General features: G+C 69.5%; 16 protein-coding genes. 4 read left to right on the forward strand and 12 right to left on the reverse strand.

Going from position 1 to position 15,875, the window contains the following annotated elements; all coding sequences use genetic code 11:
• The first annotated feature begins 42 nt into the window (after nucleotides 1–42).
• Nucleotides 43–1,122 carry a patatin-like phospholipase family protein gene (locus G6N51_RS13320; protein WP_142275215.1) on the forward strand — a complete coding sequence of 360 codons (1,080 nt, stop codon included), beginning with the start codon at nucleotides 43–45 and terminating at the stop codon, nucleotides 1,120–1,122.
• Nucleotides 1,123–1,156: 34 nt separating this feature from the next.
• Here the strand turns inward: G6N51_RS13320 and G6N51_RS13325 are convergent, their stop codons facing one another.
• From G6N51_RS13325 to G6N51_RS13360, 8 genes are all read right to left on the reverse strand, one after another.
• Complete coding sequence (locus G6N51_RS13325) at nucleotides 1,157–2,026, reverse strand: patatin-like phospholipase family protein (protein WP_083175276.1); 870 nt, start codon at nucleotides 2,024–2,026, stop codon at nucleotides 1,157–1,159.
• Nucleotides 2,027–2,068: 42 nt separating this feature from the next.
• Nucleotides 2,069–2,938, reverse strand: coding sequence for a class II glutamine amidotransferase (locus G6N51_RS13330; protein WP_083175273.1), 870 nt, complete (start codon nucleotides 2,936–2,938; stop codon nucleotides 2,069–2,071).
• Nucleotides 2,939–2,957: 19 nt separating this feature from the next.
• Nucleotides 2,958–3,431: an SRPBCC family protein gene (locus tag G6N51_RS13335; RefSeq protein ID WP_083175270.1), complete on the reverse strand. Its 474-nt coding sequence runs from the start codon at nucleotides 3,429–3,431 to the stop codon at nucleotides 2,958–2,960.
• Nucleotides 3,432–3,497: 66 nt separating this feature from the next.
• The gene (locus G6N51_RS13340) at nucleotides 3,498–5,129 is read right to left on the reverse strand and encodes a long-chain fatty acid--CoA ligase (protein WP_083175267.1); all 1,632 of its coding nucleotides are present in this window, start codon (nucleotides 5,127–5,129) and stop codon (nucleotides 3,498–3,500) included.
• Nucleotides 5,130–5,274: 145 nt separating this feature from the next.
• Nucleotides 5,275–6,339 carry a WD40 repeat domain-containing protein gene (locus G6N51_RS13345; RefSeq protein WP_083175264.1) on the reverse strand — a complete coding sequence of 355 codons (1,065 nt, stop codon included), beginning with the start codon at nucleotides 6,337–6,339 and terminating at the stop codon, nucleotides 5,275–5,277.
• Nucleotides 6,340–6,712: 373 nt separating this feature from the next.
• Entirely contained in the window at nucleotides 6,713–7,459 is a 747-nt protein-coding gene (locus G6N51_RS13350) for a DUF427 domain-containing protein (RefSeq protein ID WP_083175323.1), read from the reverse strand.
• Between the two features lie 23 nt (nucleotides 7,460–7,482).
• Nucleotides 7,483–7,758 carry a DUF6295 family protein gene (locus tag G6N51_RS13355; RefSeq protein WP_083175262.1) on the reverse strand — a complete coding sequence of 92 codons (276 nt, stop codon included), beginning with the start codon at nucleotides 7,756–7,758 and terminating at the stop codon, nucleotides 7,483–7,485.
• Nucleotides 7,759–7,769: 11 nt separating this feature from the next.
• Entirely contained in the window at nucleotides 7,770–8,525 is a 756-nt protein-coding gene (locus tag G6N51_RS13360) for a dienelactone hydrolase family protein (RefSeq protein WP_083175259.1), read from the reverse strand.
• A gap of 289 nt (nucleotides 8,526–8,814) precedes the next feature.
• Between G6N51_RS13360 and G6N51_RS13365 the strand changes: the two genes are divergently transcribed.
• On the forward strand, nucleotides 8,815–9,939 hold the full coding sequence (locus G6N51_RS13365) for an AI-2E family transporter (RefSeq protein ID WP_232078371.1): 1,125 nt from the start codon (nucleotides 8,815–8,817) through the stop codon (nucleotides 9,937–9,939).
• 4 nt (nucleotides 9,940–9,943) lie between these two features.
• Here G6N51_RS13365 and dmpG read toward each other — a convergent pair whose 3' ends face one another.
• The 4 genes from dmpG to G6N51_RS13385 are packed head-to-tail and all read right to left on the reverse strand — an operon-like array spanning nucleotide 9,944 to nucleotide 13,376.
• Nucleotides 9,944–10,960 (reverse strand): 4-hydroxy-2-oxovalerate aldolase, encoded by a 1,017-nt coding sequence (gene dmpG / locus G6N51_RS13370; RefSeq protein WP_083175321.1) that lies wholly within the window; start codon nucleotides 10,958–10,960, stop codon nucleotides 9,944–9,946.
• A gap of 2 nt (nucleotides 10,961–10,962) precedes the next feature.
• Nucleotides 10,963–11,910 carry an acetaldehyde dehydrogenase (acetylating) gene (locus tag G6N51_RS13375; protein ID WP_167528585.1) on the reverse strand — a complete coding sequence of 316 codons (948 nt, stop codon included), beginning with the start codon at nucleotides 11,908–11,910 and terminating at the stop codon, nucleotides 10,963–10,965.
• Nucleotides 11,911–11,925: 15 nt separating this feature from the next.
• On the reverse strand, nucleotides 11,926–12,723 hold the full coding sequence (locus tag G6N51_RS13380; RefSeq protein ID WP_083175254.1) for a 2-keto-4-pentenoate hydratase: 798 nt from the start codon (nucleotides 12,721–12,723) through the stop codon (nucleotides 11,926–11,928).
• Entirely contained in the window at nucleotides 12,720–13,376 is a 657-nt protein-coding gene (locus G6N51_RS13385) for a TetR/AcrR family transcriptional regulator (protein ID WP_232078372.1), read from the reverse strand. The genes G6N51_RS13380 and G6N51_RS13385 overlap by 4 nt, the downstream gene beginning before the upstream one ends.
• Before the next feature lie 86 nt (nucleotides 13,377–13,462).
• On the opposite strand from G6N51_RS13385, the gene G6N51_RS13390 reads away from it, so the two are divergent.
• The gene (locus G6N51_RS13390; RefSeq protein WP_083175313.1) at nucleotides 13,463–15,010 is read left to right on the forward strand and encodes a bifunctional 3-(3-hydroxy-phenyl)propionate/3-hydroxycinnamic acid hydroxylase; all 1,548 of its coding nucleotides are present in this window, start codon (nucleotides 13,463–13,465) and stop codon (nucleotides 15,008–15,010) included.
• Nucleotides 15,011–15,021: 11 nt separating this feature from the next.
• On the forward strand, nucleotides 15,022–15,867 hold the full coding sequence (locus G6N51_RS13395) for an alpha/beta fold hydrolase (protein ID WP_083175249.1): 846 nt from the start codon (nucleotides 15,022–15,024) through the stop codon (nucleotides 15,865–15,867).
• Nucleotides 15,868–15,875 lie beyond the last annotated feature (8 nt).

A 15,875-nucleotide genomic window follows, 5' to 3' on the forward strand; every position in this document is an offset into this window, starting at 1 on the left:
GCCCGGCCGTCACCGGGTGGCGGCGCCGCGCAGAATGAAGGGATGCCGGACGGACCTGGCGGAGGGCCCGCGCGCCGATCGTCACCGACGCGCGTGGCGTTGGCGCTGGGCAGCGGCGGCGCCCGCGGCTACGCCCACATCGGGGTGATCGAAGCGCTGCGCGCCCGGGAGTACGAGATCGTGGGGATCGCGGGCTCGTCGATGGGCGCGCTGGTCGGCGGCTTGGAGGCGGCCGGGCGCCGCGACGAGTTCGCCGACTGGGCGAAGTCCCTGACCCAGCGCACCATCCTGCGGCTGCTGGACTTCTCGATCAGCGCGGCCGGCGTGATGCGCGCGGAGAAGATCCTGGACGCCGTGCGCGACATTCTCGGCCCGGTCGCCATCGAGCAACTGCCCATCCCGTTCACCGCGGTGGCGACCGACCTCTTGGCCGGTAAGTCGGTGTGGTTTCAGCGCGGCCCGGTCGACGAGGCGATCCGCGCCTCCATCGCGATTCCGGGCGTGATCGCCCCCCACGAAGTGAACGGGCGGCTGCTGGCCGACGGCGGCATCCTGGACCCACTGCCGATGGCACCCCTGTCGGCGGTCAACGCCGACGTGACGATCGCGGTGAGCCTCAGCGGCAGCGAGGCGATCGCCTCGCGCGACGCGGAGTCCGGGGTGACCGCCGAGTGGCTGAACCGCATGGTGCGCAGCACGTCCGCGCTGCTCGACACCTCCGCGGCCCGGTCGGTGCTCGACCGGCCGACCGCGCGCGCCGTCCTGGCCAGATTCGGCGCGTCCCCCGCGGACGCGGAAGGCTGGTCGGACGACCCGGACGGTGCGGAGTCCGCTGCCGAGGACGATCCGGCCGGTGAATTGGCCGACGCCGCACCGGAAGTCCCGAAGCTGGGCAGTTTCGAGGTGATGAATCGGACGATCGACATCGCCCAGGCCGCGCTGGCCCGCCACATGCTGGCGGTCTACCCGCCCGACCTGTTGATCGAGGTCCCACGCTCAATCTGCCGCGGCCTGGAATTTCACCGAGCGGCCGAGGTGATCGGCGTCGGCCGTGCGCTCGCGGAGGAGGCGCTGGACGCCTTCGAGAACGACCGCGCCGCCCCGCCCCCGGCCGAGGGCTGAAAAGGACGCCGCCGCAACTCAACCGGTCGCGCGGTCAGACGCCCAGGAACCGCGCGACGGCCCGGGCTTCGCGGCGGCCCTGCTCGCGCCCGGCCAGTGCCGAGGCGACGCGGCACGCGGGATCCAACGGATTGGGCCCGAATGCCGCCAACGAGTCGGAGTCGGCGAACACCGCGAGCGTCGCGCCGGGGAAGGAGGAGACCTCCGCGGCGGGCCCGGCGCCGAACGGCGACGGGGCGTCCGCGCCCGAGGGCACCAGCACCACCGCCGCGCCGCAATCGCCGGCCACGCCCAGATTGACCGTGCTGGCGACCCCACCATCCATGTAGCGCCGGCCCGCGATCGCCACCGGCGGCCACGCCCCGGGCACCGCGCAGCTGGCCGCCACGGCGTCGACGAGGTCGACGCCGGAGTCGCGATCGAAGACGACCAGTTCCCCGGTGGCAACGTCGATGGCGGTGATCCGCAGCGGCCGGTCGGGCCACTCGTGCGACGGCAGGCGCTGCGCGATCACCCGGCGGCGCGCCGCCGGCGGAACGGTTTCTGTCGCGAGCGCGACGGCGCCGATCCGCTGCATCTGCTGCCGGGTCCTGTCCGACTGGTCCGCGTAGGGCTCCGCCAAGGCCGCCAGGAACATTTCGGTGATGGTCTCCACGTCGACCCCGGAATCCATCTCGGCCGACGCCTCGGCGGCCTGCCGCTCGAACAGCTCGTCGAGCGTGCCGCCGCCGCCGATCTGCGCGGCGACCGCCGAGCCCGCCGAGGTCCCGACCAGCACGTCGGAATCCAGGAGCAGCCCGGCCGCCGCAGGCGACTCATCGGCGATACCGCGCAAAACGCCTGTCTCCCAGGCTATCCCCGCTATTCCGCCGCCGGCCAGCACTAGCGCTCGTCTGGTTGTCACGCCCACCCACTCTGCCAGGCCGGGATTGGTCGCCGCCGGGGTTTACGGCGAGAGCAGCTGCGCCTGCTGCGCCGGAATGCTGAGATCCTCCTCCCGGATCAGGTGCCTGGGCGGGTCGGGCAGCACCACTTCGCTCTTGATATGCAGTCCCGCATCGACATGGATGAGCTCGCCGGGATCCAGCAGGCGCCAGCGCGGGTCGCCGTCCATCGGTTCACTGGCGAAGACCACCGACGAGCGGGTGCACAGATGCTGAGACCAAGCGCGGATCCGGTCGGTGCGCATGTGGAAGTCTTGCGCCGACTCGGGCTCGTAGCGCCGGTCCAAGACGTAGAGCCGGTTGCCCGCCGGGTAGCGCAGCGCCCACATCTCGGTGGCCGTGCTCAGCAGCAGGTTGACCCCGAAGATCGGCACGCTGTTCGCAAGCCAACGGATGGCGTCGAGCAAACCCGCCGTCACGTCACCGCTTCGGGCTCGGGTGCAACCGGTGATCAAGGCGAAGACCCGTTCGGAGTCGGTATCGCCCTGCACCAGGTCGTCGGTGCCGAGCTCGCGCAGCCGGGAATCCAGGACGTCGAGCCCCTCGACCACGCCGTTGTGCGCGAATATCCGCCCGTCCTGCAGAAAGGGATGGGTGTTGCGGGTCTCGTGTGAGCCGGTCGTGGCATAGCGCACGTGCGCGATGAAGGTGGTGCCGCTCATCTCGTGCGCTTCCGTGGCGAAGTCCGAATCCCTCCAGGCCGCCATGGGCTGCTTCTGCACCTGCGGCCGGCCCCGCTCGTCGAACACGCCCAGGCCGGTGCCGTCCGGGTTTCTTCTGCTCTGGACTGAAAGGCTGTCAGGGGCGTCCAACAGCCAAAAGGTCGCCCTACAAACGTCGGTCCCGGCATGCAATCCAAAAAGTCGACACATACCGGCACGGTACCCAGCTTCAGCGGGTCAACACGTCGCCGAGGTCGAGCAGCGCTCGCCGCGCGTAGCGTTTCCACAACATCCCGAAGAGCGGCAGGCCGGGCGCGGAGAGCGACGATTTGGGGTAAATGGCCCAGCGCCAGGTGATCTCGGTACCGCCGTCCGCGGGGGTGAAGGTCCACTCACCGGTGACCGAGTCGACCAGCAGCGCCATCGGGCCGCGGATTCGGGTGAGCCGGTAGCCGAACGAGCGCGGCGCGTCGACACTGGTCAGGTCCTCGCGCGCGCTGCCGCCGCCGGCCAAGACGATCGTGCGGCTGCGGCCGGCGGTGTCCCAGTCGCCGGTCTGGTCGCGCACCTCCTTGATCGGCGGGATCGGCCCATACCAGCGCCCGAAGATCTCCGGGAGTGGGATGGGCAGCGTGCCGTGAAACGCCGCGTCCGGCGCGACGGGCACCACCTGCGACTGCTCCACGACGAGGGGCTGGGTCACGGGGCTCCTTCCTGGGCGCTGTTGAATCTCGAATGCACCGTCAGCCAACGAATTTGACGCCCAGCCTCAGTCGCGCGCCTCGACCACCCAGTAGCCGTGCTCGGCGTAGTGCGCCCGGATGGCCTTCTTGTCGTACTTGCCCACACTGGTGCGCGGAATCTCCTCGACGAACGCCCACCGCTCGGGCAGCCACCAGCGAGCCACCTTCTCCGCCAGGAACTTACGCAGGTCCTCGGCGCTGACCGTGGCGCCTTCCTTGGCCACCACGACCGCCAGGGGACGCTCCTGCCACCGCTCGTCGGGCACCCCGACCACCGCGGCCTCGACCACATGCGGATGACCGATCAGGCTGTTCTCCAACTCGACGGAGGAGATCCACTCCCCACCGGACTTGATGACGTCCTTGGCCCGGTCGGTCAGCGTGACGAAACCGCGCTCGTCGATCCGTCCCACGTCGCCGGTGCGCAACCAGCCGGAGTCGAACTTCGCGTCGTCGGCCGTCAGGTAGTACGAGCCGGCAATCCATGGGCCGCGAACCTCCACCTCGCCCACCGCTTCACCGTCGTTGGGCAGCACCTGGCCGTTGTCGTCGACGATCCGCATTTGCACACCGCAGACGGGTTGGCCCTGGGTGGCGCGCAACGCCCAGTGCTGGTCGGCGGGCGTTCCCGGCGGCGGCCAGGCCATGGTCGCCAGCGGCGAGGTCTCCGTCATCCCCCACAGCTGCCGGATCTGCACGCCGTGGTTCTCCTCGAAGGTGCGCATCAGCGACATCGGGACGGCCGAGCCGCCGCAGACCACCAGCCGCAGCGACGACATGTCGTGGCCGGGTTCTTCCTCCAGGCGATGCAAGACGTCGTTCCAGATCGTGGGAACGGCGCCCGCCACGGTCGGTCGCAGGTCCTCCACCATGCGGATCAGCGACCGCGCGTCGAGATGGCAGTCGGGCAATACCAGATCGGCGCCCGCCATCAGCGCCGCGTAGGGCAGTCCCCACGCGTTGGCGTGGAACATGGGCACGATGGGCAGCACGCTGTCGACGGCACCCACGCCGATGCCGTTGGTGGTGCAGGCCGCCATGGTGTGCAGGTAGCTCGAACGGTGGCTGTAGACAACACCTTTCGGGTTTCCGGTGGTGCCACTTGTGTAACACATTGCGGCGGCGGACTTCTCGTCGATCTGCGGCCAGTCGAATTCGGTCGACTCGCCGGCGAGCACGTCACCATAGCGCAGCACGGTCTTGCCGGCGCCCTCGAACGCGGCGGTGTCACCCTCCCCGACCACGATCACGGTGTGCACGGTCTTAAGCTCGCCCAGCACGGGGGCGAGCAGCCTGGCCAGCGACGCGTCGACCAGGACCACTTGGTCTTCGGCCTCGTTCGCGACGTAGACGATCTGCTCGGCGAAGAGGCGGATGTTGAGTGTGTGCAGCACGGCACCCATCGACGGCACGGCCAGGTAGGTCGCCAGGTGTTCGGCGTTGTTCCACATGAACGTCGCCACCCGCTGGTCCCCGCTGATGCCGAGGCGCCGCAACGCGTTCGCCAGCCGGGCGGCGTCCTGACCGAGTTCTCGGTAGGTGGTGCGCCGGTAACCGTTACCGGCGGCGGTGGTGACCGTGCGCGCGCCGTGCACACCACAGCCGTGCTGCATGATGGCGGTGATCGTCAACGGAAAGTCCTGCATCGTGCTGTCCATCGAGGTACCGCCTTTGAATCGCGGCGCAGCGTCGCCTGATGTCAACCCTCCGGGCCACCGGGTGGCAGCATCCGGGGCCGGCAGCGATCAGCCGTCGGCAGCCTCCACCCTAAGCCCGGGTTCGGCGCCGGCGTGAGCAATTGCCCTAGGCGAGTACGGGTTCCCGCCACACCGGCTCGGCCAGCCGAGTGGTCGGCGCCTCGGCCGGTCCCCCGCCCGCGGCGATCGGCACGACGGTCACCACACCGGAATGGCCGGCGACGTAGAGGTATCTGCCGTCGGGGCTTTCGACCACGCAGGACGGGTGCTTCGCCGCCCCGATATCACCGACGACGTCGAGGGTTCGCGTGCAGACCACCGCGACGCGGTCGTCGCTGACCAAGTAGGCGCGGCGGCCGTCGCGGCTGAGCGCCAAGCGGGTGAGCGGGCCGGCGACCTCGCTGAGCTTGCGCGTGGCGGTGATCTTGCGGGTTCGGGTGTCGATGACGTCGAGCACCGCGCCGACCACCGGCCCGCAACTGGCCACGTAGGCCGTGCCGCCGTCGGCGGTCAGCGCGACGTCGCGGATGGGTAAACCCAGGTCGTAGGTGCCGGCGGCGCCGTCGGAGGTCGTGCGCGCCTCGATGACGACCAATTGGCCACCGGCGGGCCCGTTGGTGGCCGCGAACAGGTGACCGCCGTCGGGGCTGATGCGCACGCAGTCCACGGTGGTCCCCGGCGCGGTGGCGAGTTCGATCACGTCGACGTCATCCGTTCTGGTGTCGACGACCGCGATGTCGGCACCGCGGGCGCGGTTCCGTCCGGCGTAGACGAACCCGCCGTCGGCGCTCACGGTCAGGTCGCTCACGCTGTGGGCGAGCGGATAGGTCGCGATGTGCGCGTTCGCGGCGACGTCGACGACGTCGACGGAGTCATACGACGATGTTGCGGTGCTGATGTAGGCGCGCGGTGCGTCCCCGCCGCTCAGAGCGATCGCGAACGGCTCGTCGAGGTTGAGGGTCTGCACCACCAGGCGGGCATCGGTGTCGACGATGGAGACCGTGCCGCGAGCGTGATTGGCCGCGACCAGCCGGCTGCCGTCGGGGCTGATGCCGATGTCGCTGACCGGACCGTTTCGTACCGGAATGTTGACTACCGAGGTCTCGTCGAGTCGGAATAGCCGCTCATCCCGCTCGTCCTGCAAGGCCTTGCGGCCGTTCAAAGCGCTCACGCTGTACCGCCTTTGCTATGTCGTCGGCGCGGAGGCAAAGTCGCCGGGACTTGCACGACAATTCGGCCCTCCGGATCCACCGGATCTCAGCACCTAGAGGCGCCGACGCGACTGGTTTTGCGAGTCTACCGGCCAAAATTCGCGTCGAACGGTCCCAAATCCCCCGACGTTAGCTACGTCACTCCCCGCGCTCAGGTTCTGCACAGGCTTTCAATTACGCTGTATCGCAGTCGCTTACCCGTAGCGAAACCGACGCAAACGCGCACCGGCGGATTTCGCGTCAGCCGCTAACGTCCCCGCTCAAGGCCGCGGCATTGGTCAAGATAAGAAATTCTCAGGATGAGCCCTCAACGAGGGAAAGATCACACGGCGCTCACGGGCTGAATTGGGTTTGCGGTCGGGGCAGGGCGGCACCGTCGACGAAGATGTCGAGCTTTTCGTTGTAAAACGCCACCAGTCCGGCGATCTGGCCGACGGCGGGCAGCGGGTAGTGGTAAGTCCAAGCCAGATCGGGATGCAGGACATCCCCCGCCCGCACCGACCAGTAACCCGACGTCACCCCTTTGTAGGGGCACAGCGTCTGTGTCGCGCTCGGCTCGAGATGCTCGAACGAAATATCCGTCGGATCGATGTAATACCTTGTGGGTAAACCGGTTTCGAATAAAAGGACCGGAGACCTGGTGTCCGCCAGCGTAATTCCGTCCAACTCCACCCGAACACGCCGGTGTGAGCGCAACGCGTCAACCCGCGAGTAGGGGTTGCGCGGGTGCCCGTAGATCGGCTCGTCTTCCTCGAACCACCGCAGTGGGTTCCATTCGAAGCGCACCGTGCCGGCCACCGGGCTGTCACTCTCGGCGTCGAAGACCCGCGCGGCGGACGGGTGGGTCTGGCCGGCGCCCTCGATCGAATGCAGCCGTGACGGACCGAACTGCACCTTCTGCGGATGGTTCTCGTCGCGCAGGAACTCCGCCCGGACATCGGCCAACGGGATGTAGTACTGCGGGTAGTACGGAACCTCCCACACATAGCGGGCGGCGGTGGTGTCGAACACCAGCGCGTCGCCGAGATAGCCGCGCACCCGGCGCGGCGCGGGCTCGACCCTGCCGCGCACGGCGGCCATTACGGGGTAGTCGCGCCCGGCGGTCACGTCTGATCCTTGGCGGCCAGGCCGGCCGGCGCGTGGGCGATCGCGGCCCGGATGGCGTCGGCCAGCGCCAGGGCGCTTTCCTCGGTGAGCTCCAGCGCCACCCGCGCCGACGGCCCGAGCGCCGGGTTGATCACGTCGATGTTGACGGTGTGGCCGTAGGGCGCGTGGACCGGGTGGTCGACGTACACCGTCGCGCGGCTGGCGCCGAACCACCCCGTGGAGCCCTTGCCGCTGCCGTCGATCGCAACATGTTCGGTGAGATGAGTGCACATGGCGGGCCAACCTAGCCTTTCAGGTGGGTGGCGAAGAAGGCATCGATGCGCCGCCAGCCGTCGACCGCCGCCTCTGGCCGGTATGCGGGGCGATCGACCGAGAAGAACGAGTGGCCCGCGCCCGCGTAGGAGTGGAACTCGTGCGGCTTGTTCAGCGTGTTCAGCTTCTCGTCCAGCGCGGCCACCGAGGCGGGCGACGGGAACCGGTCGTCGAGCCCGAACAGGCCGAGCAACGGGCAGCTCAGGTTCGGCGCCAACTCCAGGATCGGCTTCATCGTCTTGGGCATGCCCTCGGGCGGATCCTCGACGATGAACGCGCCGTAGCAGTCCACGACGGCGTCGAACTGCAGCGAACACGCCGCCAGGTACGCGTGGCGTCCGCCCGAGCAGTGCCCGATCACACCGAACCGCCCGTTGGCGCCCGGCAGGGTACGCAGGTGCTCGACCGCGCCCGCGACGTCGCCGACCAGCCGGTCGTCGGGGACCCCGCCGGCAGCACGCGCCGCCGCGGCCGCGTCGTCGGGCGACGCGCCCGGTGCCTCACGCGAATACAGGTTCGGGGCCACCGCGTGGTAGCCGCTGACGGCGAGCCGCCGGACGAACTCCTTGGTCTCGCGGTCGTAGCCGGGCATGTGATGGATCCACACGACCCCGCCGCGCGCCCCCTCGGCGAGGGGGGTGGCGCGGTATGCCTCGATCTCGTCACCGCCGTGGCCGGTGACGATGATGGTTTCCGCGCGAATGGCGTCTGGGCTGAGCGCGTTCATGGCTATCCCGTGGGCCTCCCTGGTAGCGCCGCAACCGGACGCGGAGCGCATGCGGCTGGTCGGGCCGCCCCGCCGGACACCAACGTATCCGAACACCGGGAGGGCCGACCGACTGCGCTGCACGGCGGGTCTCGACGCGCGTGTCATGCGACCTCTTACCCCGCGCGAACGTCACGCTGTAGGGGACGCCGGGCGAGAACTGCCGATGATTGGGGCACTGCACGTGGTTGACAGCGCTGAACATCGAGACCCTCCACACCATCCCGGAGATCAGGGTCATCACCGGCTGGTGGGTCAGCCGCATCGCGACGACGAAGGCCCGATTGTCGAGGCCGAACAACGAGCCGCCCGGTTGCGTTCCGCTGAACACCGTTTCGGCCGGCGGGGACAGCGGTTCGACCGGCGTTCACCGTTCATCATGGGGTTGACCGCATCGGCCGGCGTGGCTGTGACCTATGGCGCGGTGCGGGTCCTCGGGTCGATGTCGTCGGTTCTGGTGTTGATCGGCGTGGCGATGTTTTTCGCGCTCGGGCTCGAGACAGCTGTGTCGTGGCTCGTCAACCACAAGCTGCCGCGGTGGGCGGCGGTCACGGTCGTGGTCACGGCCGTCTTCGGCCTCGTAGCCGGGACGGTGGCCGCGACCATACCCCCGCTGGTCCAGGAGGCGCGCCAGCTCGTCGAGCAACTGCCGCACTACCTGCAGCACGCCCACGACCGCTCGTCGCTCATCGGCCGCCTCGACGAGCGGGTGCACCTGCAACAGCGGATCACCGAGATGGTCAGTGGCTCCGGCCGTTTCACCTTCGCGGGGATCGTGCGGACGGGCTCCGAGGTGTTCGGTGTGCTGTCCCATGTCGGCATCGTGGCCATGCTGACCATCTACTTCCTCGCCGATATGCGCCGCATCCGGGCGGGCTTCTACCGGCTGTTGCCGAACTCCCGACGGCCGCGCGCCATCCTGATCGGCGACGAGGTGGTGGCGAAGTTCGGTGCCTATCTCTTCGGCAACGTGCTGACGTCGGTCATCGCCGGATTCGCCACCTTCGTCTGGTGCGTCCTGCTCGATGTCCCCTACGCGGTCCTGCTGGGGGTTGTGGTCGCCGTCTTGGACCTGTTCCCCTACGGCTCAACCGTTGGCGGATTCATCGTCGCAGCGGTCGCGCTCAGCGTCTCGATCCCGGTCGCCATCGCCACCGTCGCCTTCTACATGGGGTTTCGGTTGGGCGAGGATTATCTGTTGACCCCCCGGATCATTGGCCGGGCGGTCCGGGTGCCGGCCGGCGTCACGGTGGTCGCCGTGTTGCTCGGCGCCGCGTGGTTGGGCGTGGTCGGAGCGCTGGTGGCGATCCCGCTCGCGGCGGCCCTGCAGCTGCTCGCGCAGGAACTGCTGTTCCCCGCGCTGGACGAGGCGTGAGCGGTCAACGCGCCGCCACACCCGTGAGATCGAGGGCGATGTCGACGAGCATGTCTTCCTGCCCGCCCACCATCCCGCGACGCCCGGCCTCGACGAGAAGCGCGCGCGCGTCGACGCCGAACCGTTCGGCCGCCGCCTCGGCATGACGCAGAAAGCTGGAGTACACCCCGGCATAGCCGAGCGTCAGCGTCTCGCGATCGACGCGCACCGGGCGCTCCTGCAGCGGGCGGACGAGGTCGTCGGCGGCATCCTCGAGGGCGTTCAGGTCGCAGCCGTGTTCCCAACCCATCCGGCTGGCGGCCGCGATGAAGGCCTCCAGCGGGGCGTTGCCCGCCCCGGCGCCCATCCCGGCCAGGGAGGCGTCGACGCGCCGGCACCCATGCTCGACGGCGACCATCGAGTTGGCCACGCCCAGGGAGAGGTTGTGGTGGGCGTGGATGCCGACTTCGGTTTCGGCGCAGAGTGTTTGGCGCACCGCGTCGACGCGCTCGGCGACGTCGCGCATGGTCATCGCACCGCCGGAGTCGACGACGTACACGCAGCCCGCTCCGTATTCCTCCATCAGCTTGGCCTGCCGGGCCAGGGCCTGCGGGGTGGCCAGGTGGCTCATCATCAGGAAGCCGACGGTGTCGATGCCCAGCTCGCGGGCGGCGGCGATGTGGTGCGCGGAGATATCGGCCTCGGTGCAGTGGGTGGCGACCCGCACGACGGTGGCCCCGGACCGGTGCGCCGCGGCGAGGTCGCGAACGGTGCCGATGCCCGGCAGGACCAGCGTGGCGATCTTGGCGCGGCGGACCGCCCCGGCGACCGCCTCGATCCACTCCAGGTCGGTGTGTGCGCCGAAACCGTACACGCAGCTGGACCCGCCCAGCCCGTCGCCGTGGGCAACCTCGATGGAGTCCACCCCGGCCGCGTCCAGCGCCGCGGCGATGGCGGCGGCCTGGCGCAGCGTGTACTGGTGGCGGACCGCGTGCATCCCGTCGCGCAACGTGACGTCGCTGATGTAGAGCGGCTGGGTCACGATCACCCTCCCACATTCGTCAATGAGTGCGCGGCAATGCTTTTGGCGGTGGCCAGCGCCGCGGACGTCATGATGTCGAGGTTTCCGGCATAGGCGGGCAGGTAATCGGCGGCGCCGGTCACCTGCAGCAGGGTGGTGACGCGGGTGCCGATGAATTTCCCGGTCTCGGGGATGTGCAGCGGGTTGTCGGGTCCGAAGGTCTCGAACTGCACCGGTTGGGTGAGCCGGTAGCCGGGCACGTAGCACCGGACGCGCTCGATCATCGCCGCGATGGACGATTCGACGGCGGCGTGGTCGCAGTCGCCTTCCACGAGGCAGTACACCGTGTTGCGCATCAGGATCGGCGGTTCTGCGGGGTTGAGGACGATCATCGCCTTGCCCCGCTGCGCTCCGCCGACGACTTCCAGTGCGGCAGCGGTGGTCTCGGTGAACTCGTCGATGTTGGCGCGGGTGCCCGGGCCGGCGGATTTCGAGGAGATCGATGAGACGATCTCGGCGTAGGTGACCGGCGCCGTCCGGTTCACCGCGGCGACGATCGGCACGGTGGCCTGCCCGCCACACGTCACCATGTTGAGGTTCGGCGCGTCGAGATGATCTTCGAGGTTGACCACCGGGACGCAGAACGGGCCGACGGCGGCCGGGGTGAGGTCGAGCACGCGGACTCCGGTGTGGCGCAACGCCTCCCAGTGCTCGACGTGGGCCTCGGCCGAGGTGGCGTCGAACACCAGGCGGACCTGCTCGAAGCCCGGCATGGCCAGCAGCCCGTGGACGCCCTCCGACGACGTCGGGACGCCCAGGCGTTTCGCCCGCGCCAGCCCGTCGGAGTTCGGGTCGATGCCGACCATCGCGGCCATCCTCAGCGGTCCGCCGCAGCGCAGGATCTTGAGCATGAGGTCGGTGCCGATGTTGCCCGACCCGATGATCGCCACGGCGAACTGTTGACTGGTCATGGGTTTCCTCTCGGTCTACGCGAAGCTCACGCCGACCGCGCCGAGGCCGGTGACGGTGGCCGCCGCGCGGTCGCCGGCCTCGACGAACGCGGCGGTGGTGTAGGAGCCCGACATCACGAACTGCCCGGCCTCGATCGCCGTTCCGTACTCGGCCAGGGCGTTGGCCAGCCAGGCGACGGCCACCGCAGGGTCACCCATCACGGCGCTGCCCCGCCCCGTTTCGACGAGCGTGTCGTTCAGGTAGAGCGCCGCGGTGGTACCGGGCAGGGGCGGCGCGTCCGCGATCGGCACCCATTCGCCCAGCACCACCGCGCCGGAGCTGGCGTTGTCGGCGACGGTGTCCGCCAGGGTGATTCGCCAGTCGGCGATGCGGCTGTCCACGATCTCCAGCGCCGCGGCCACCGCCTCGGTGGCCGCCATCACCTCGGCGACGGTCACCCCCGGGCCGCGCAGCGGTGCCCGCAGCAAGAACGCCACCTCGGGTTCTGCCCGCGGCATGCAGAACGCGGCCCGCCGCACCGCCGTCCCGTCGCCCAGCACCATGCTGTCCAGGACGTAGCCGAAGTCGGGTTCATCGACACCGAGCAGCGCCTGCATCGGCGCGGAGGTCAGCCCGATCTTGTGGCCGCGCAGCCGCGCGCCCGCACCGAGGTGGCGCGCAAGGTTGCGCCGCTGCACCGAATAGGCTTGGGCCACACTGAAACTCGGATAAGCGTCCGTGAGCGGCTGGATCGGGCTGCTGCTCGCCTGTGCCGCGTACAACCGCTGGGCCGCCTCGTCCAGTTGCGGGTCCTGGGCGGTCGTCTCGATCATGCGAATTCTCCGGACTCCAGGAGCCGGGTCGCCGACTGGAAAACCAGGCGGGCGTGCAGGTCGAACAGCTTGATCAGGTCCACCGAGTCGCCGCCCACTTCCTTGGCGATGAACAGGCCGTCGGCTCCGGCGATCGCGTAGGTGGTCAGCAGGCGCACGCCCTCCTCGTCGAGCCCGGGCGCGACGTCGCGCACGACCGCCTCGAACCGGCGAAAGGCTTCGTCGCGAACTCGAAGGAACATCTCTCTCGCACGCGGCTCGACCGGGCGGCGCTCCAACGCCAGCATCAGGCCGAGGCGGATGAAGTCGGGCGCATCCAGCAGCGCCTTGGCCACCTGCGTCCCGAGCTCGGCCACCCGCCCCGGCACCAGGGCGCCGCCGGGCAGGTCCAGCGCCGCCAGCCAGCGACCGAAACTGCGCTCGATCACCGCGGCGATCAGGTCGTCCTTGTCGGCGAAGTGCCAGTAGATCGATGTCGGCGGCAGGCCGCTTTTCTTGCTGACCAGCGAGATGGTGGTGCCCTCGTACCCGCGTTCGGTGGCGACCTCCGTCGCCGCATCGAGGATCCGCTCCCGTGACTGCTCCCCGTTGGCCCGGGTGCGGCGGCGGGTGCGGGATCCGGCGGAGTCGGTGCTACCGGCGTCGGCGCTCACGTTGCCTCCTTTGGGGTGTTGACTGTCACGCTCCATGAGCTTACTGTATGGATCACTACATTAACAAGTCCGGCGAAGGGCCCGAGATGACTGACCCGAAGACCTATGACGTAGCGATCGTCGGCTACGGCCCGGTCGGCTGCACCGCTGCGAACCTGCTGGGCCGGTTGGGCCTCAACGTCGTTGTGGTCGAACGTGATCCCGACATCTATGCGCGAGCGCGCGCCATTTCCACCGACGAGGAGGTGGTTCGCATCTGGCAGCAGGTGGGGCTGGCGGACCGGCTCAACGCCGACATGCAGCCGGGCTGCGGCGCGAGCTTCGTCGACGCCAACGGCGTGCCGTTCGTCAAGCTACTGCCCGTGTCGAGGGGTAACGGGCACCCGCCCCAGCAGTTCATCTACCAGCCGGCGCTGGAGAAGGTGCTGCGCGAAGGGGTTGACCGCTTCCCCAACGTGTCCGTCTTGCTCCAGCACGAATGCCTGCGGCTGGTCCCGCACGGCGACGGCGTCGAGTTGATGCTCGCCGATCTGACCACCGACGAATTCCGGCGCATCCGCGCCTCCTACGTGATCGCCGCCGACGGCGGGTCCAGCGCGACGCGCGCCCAGCTGGGAGTCGGGTTCGGCGGGCGGACGTTCGCCGAGCGCTGGATCGTCATCGACACCAAGGTGCTGAAGGAATGGCCCGGGCACGACCGGCTGCGGTTTCACTGCAACCCCGAACGGCCGACCGTCGACTGCCCCACCCCGCTGGGACACCACCGCTGGGAGTTCCCGGTGCGCGACGAGGAGGACGAGCTCGACCTGCTGTCGGAGGACGCGATCTGGAAGGTGCTGGGCGGCCAGGGGATAACGCCGGACGACGTGCGGATCCTGGGCTTCGCCTGCTACAGCCACCACGTTCGCTTCGCCGATCGGTGGCGGGTGGGCCGGATCTTCCTGGCCGGCGACGCCGCCCACGCGATGCCCCCGTGGATCGGCCAGGGCATGTGCGCGGGGGTGCGGGATGTGGCGAACCTGTGCTGGAAGCTCGGGGCCGTGCTGAACGGGTCGCTGCCGGAGTCCGTCCTGGACACCTACCAGGCCGAGCGGCTGCCGCACGTGCGGGAGGTGACCAACCGCGCGGTGAAGACCGGCAAGCTCATCATTCAGCGCAACCGCTTCCGCGCGGCCGCCCGCAATCACCTCTTGCGCGCCGCGAGCAGGGTGCCGTACTTCCTCACCTGGCTGCGCGACCACCGCTGGTTGCCCGACGCCCGCTACCGGGAGGGCCTGCTGGCGCGCAACGGGAACGGCGCCGTCGGCTGGCTCATCCCCCAGCCCTGGGTCCAGGACGAAAAGGGGGACCGCGTGCGTCTCGACGACGTGGTCGGCGGCCGCTGGACCGTGCTGCATACCGGGCGCGCAGCCGAATGCCCGGACTGGCGCGCCGCCGGCGTGCCCCTCTTGCAGATCACCCCATCCGGCAGCGTCCCGCGCCGCGACTGCCTGGTCGACGAAGACGGGTCGCTGACCCGCTGGCTCGGCAAGAAGGGCGCCTCGGCGGTGGCAGTTCGCCCCGACGGCTTCGTCTACGCCGGCGCCACCGGCGCCCAGCCCCTCCCCCCGCCGCCGGCCGGCTTCAAGTCGTAAGGAAAGACCCAGTGCCCACGAACACGATCACCGAACGCACCATAAGCGTCAGAGGCAAGGACATCTTCGTCGCCGAGACCGGCACCGGCCCGGCGGTCGTGCTCCTGCACGGCGGCGGACCGGGCGCGTCCGGGATGTCGAATTACGCGCGCAATATTGAGCCGCTCGCCGAGCACTTCCGGGTGATCGTTCCGGACATGCCCGGATACGGCCGCTCCGGCAAGGGCGTCGACCGGCGAGATCCGTTCGGATACCTCGCCGATCACATCCGGGGCATGCTCGACGAGCTCGGCATCGACGGCGCGCACCTGGTCGGCAACTCCTACGGCGGGTCGTGCGCGCTGCGGCTGGCCCTGGACACCCCCGACCGGGTGACCAAGTTGGTGCTGATGGGTCCGGGCGGCGTCGGCACGAGCCGCGGGCTGCCCAGCGAGGGTCTGCGGAGCCTGCTGGCCTATTACGGCGGCGACGGACCGAGCCTGGACAAGCTGCGCACGTTCATCCGTTCGTACCTGGTGTACGACGGCGACGCCGTGCCGGACTCGCTGATCGAGTCCCGCTACCAGGCCTCGATCGACCCCGAGGTCATCGCCGATCCGCCGCTGCAACGCCCCTCGGGGTTGCGCACGCTGTGGCGGATGGACTTCACCCGCGACCACCGGCTCGGCGGCCTCGCGACGCCCACGCTGATCGTCTGGGGCCGAGACGACAAGGTGAACAAACCCAGCGGCGCGGCGATGCTGGCCGAGCGGATGCCCAACGCCGACGTGCTGATCGCCGCCAACACCGGCCACTGGGTCCAGTGGGAGCGCGCCGACCTGTTCAACGCGGTCACCGCCGCGTTCCTGAAGACCTAACCGCTGCA

This window comes from Mycobacterium paraseoulense, from assembly GCF_010731655.1.
Lineage (GTDB): Bacteria > Actinomycetota > Actinomycetes > Mycobacteriales > Mycobacteriaceae > Mycobacterium > Mycobacterium paraseoulense.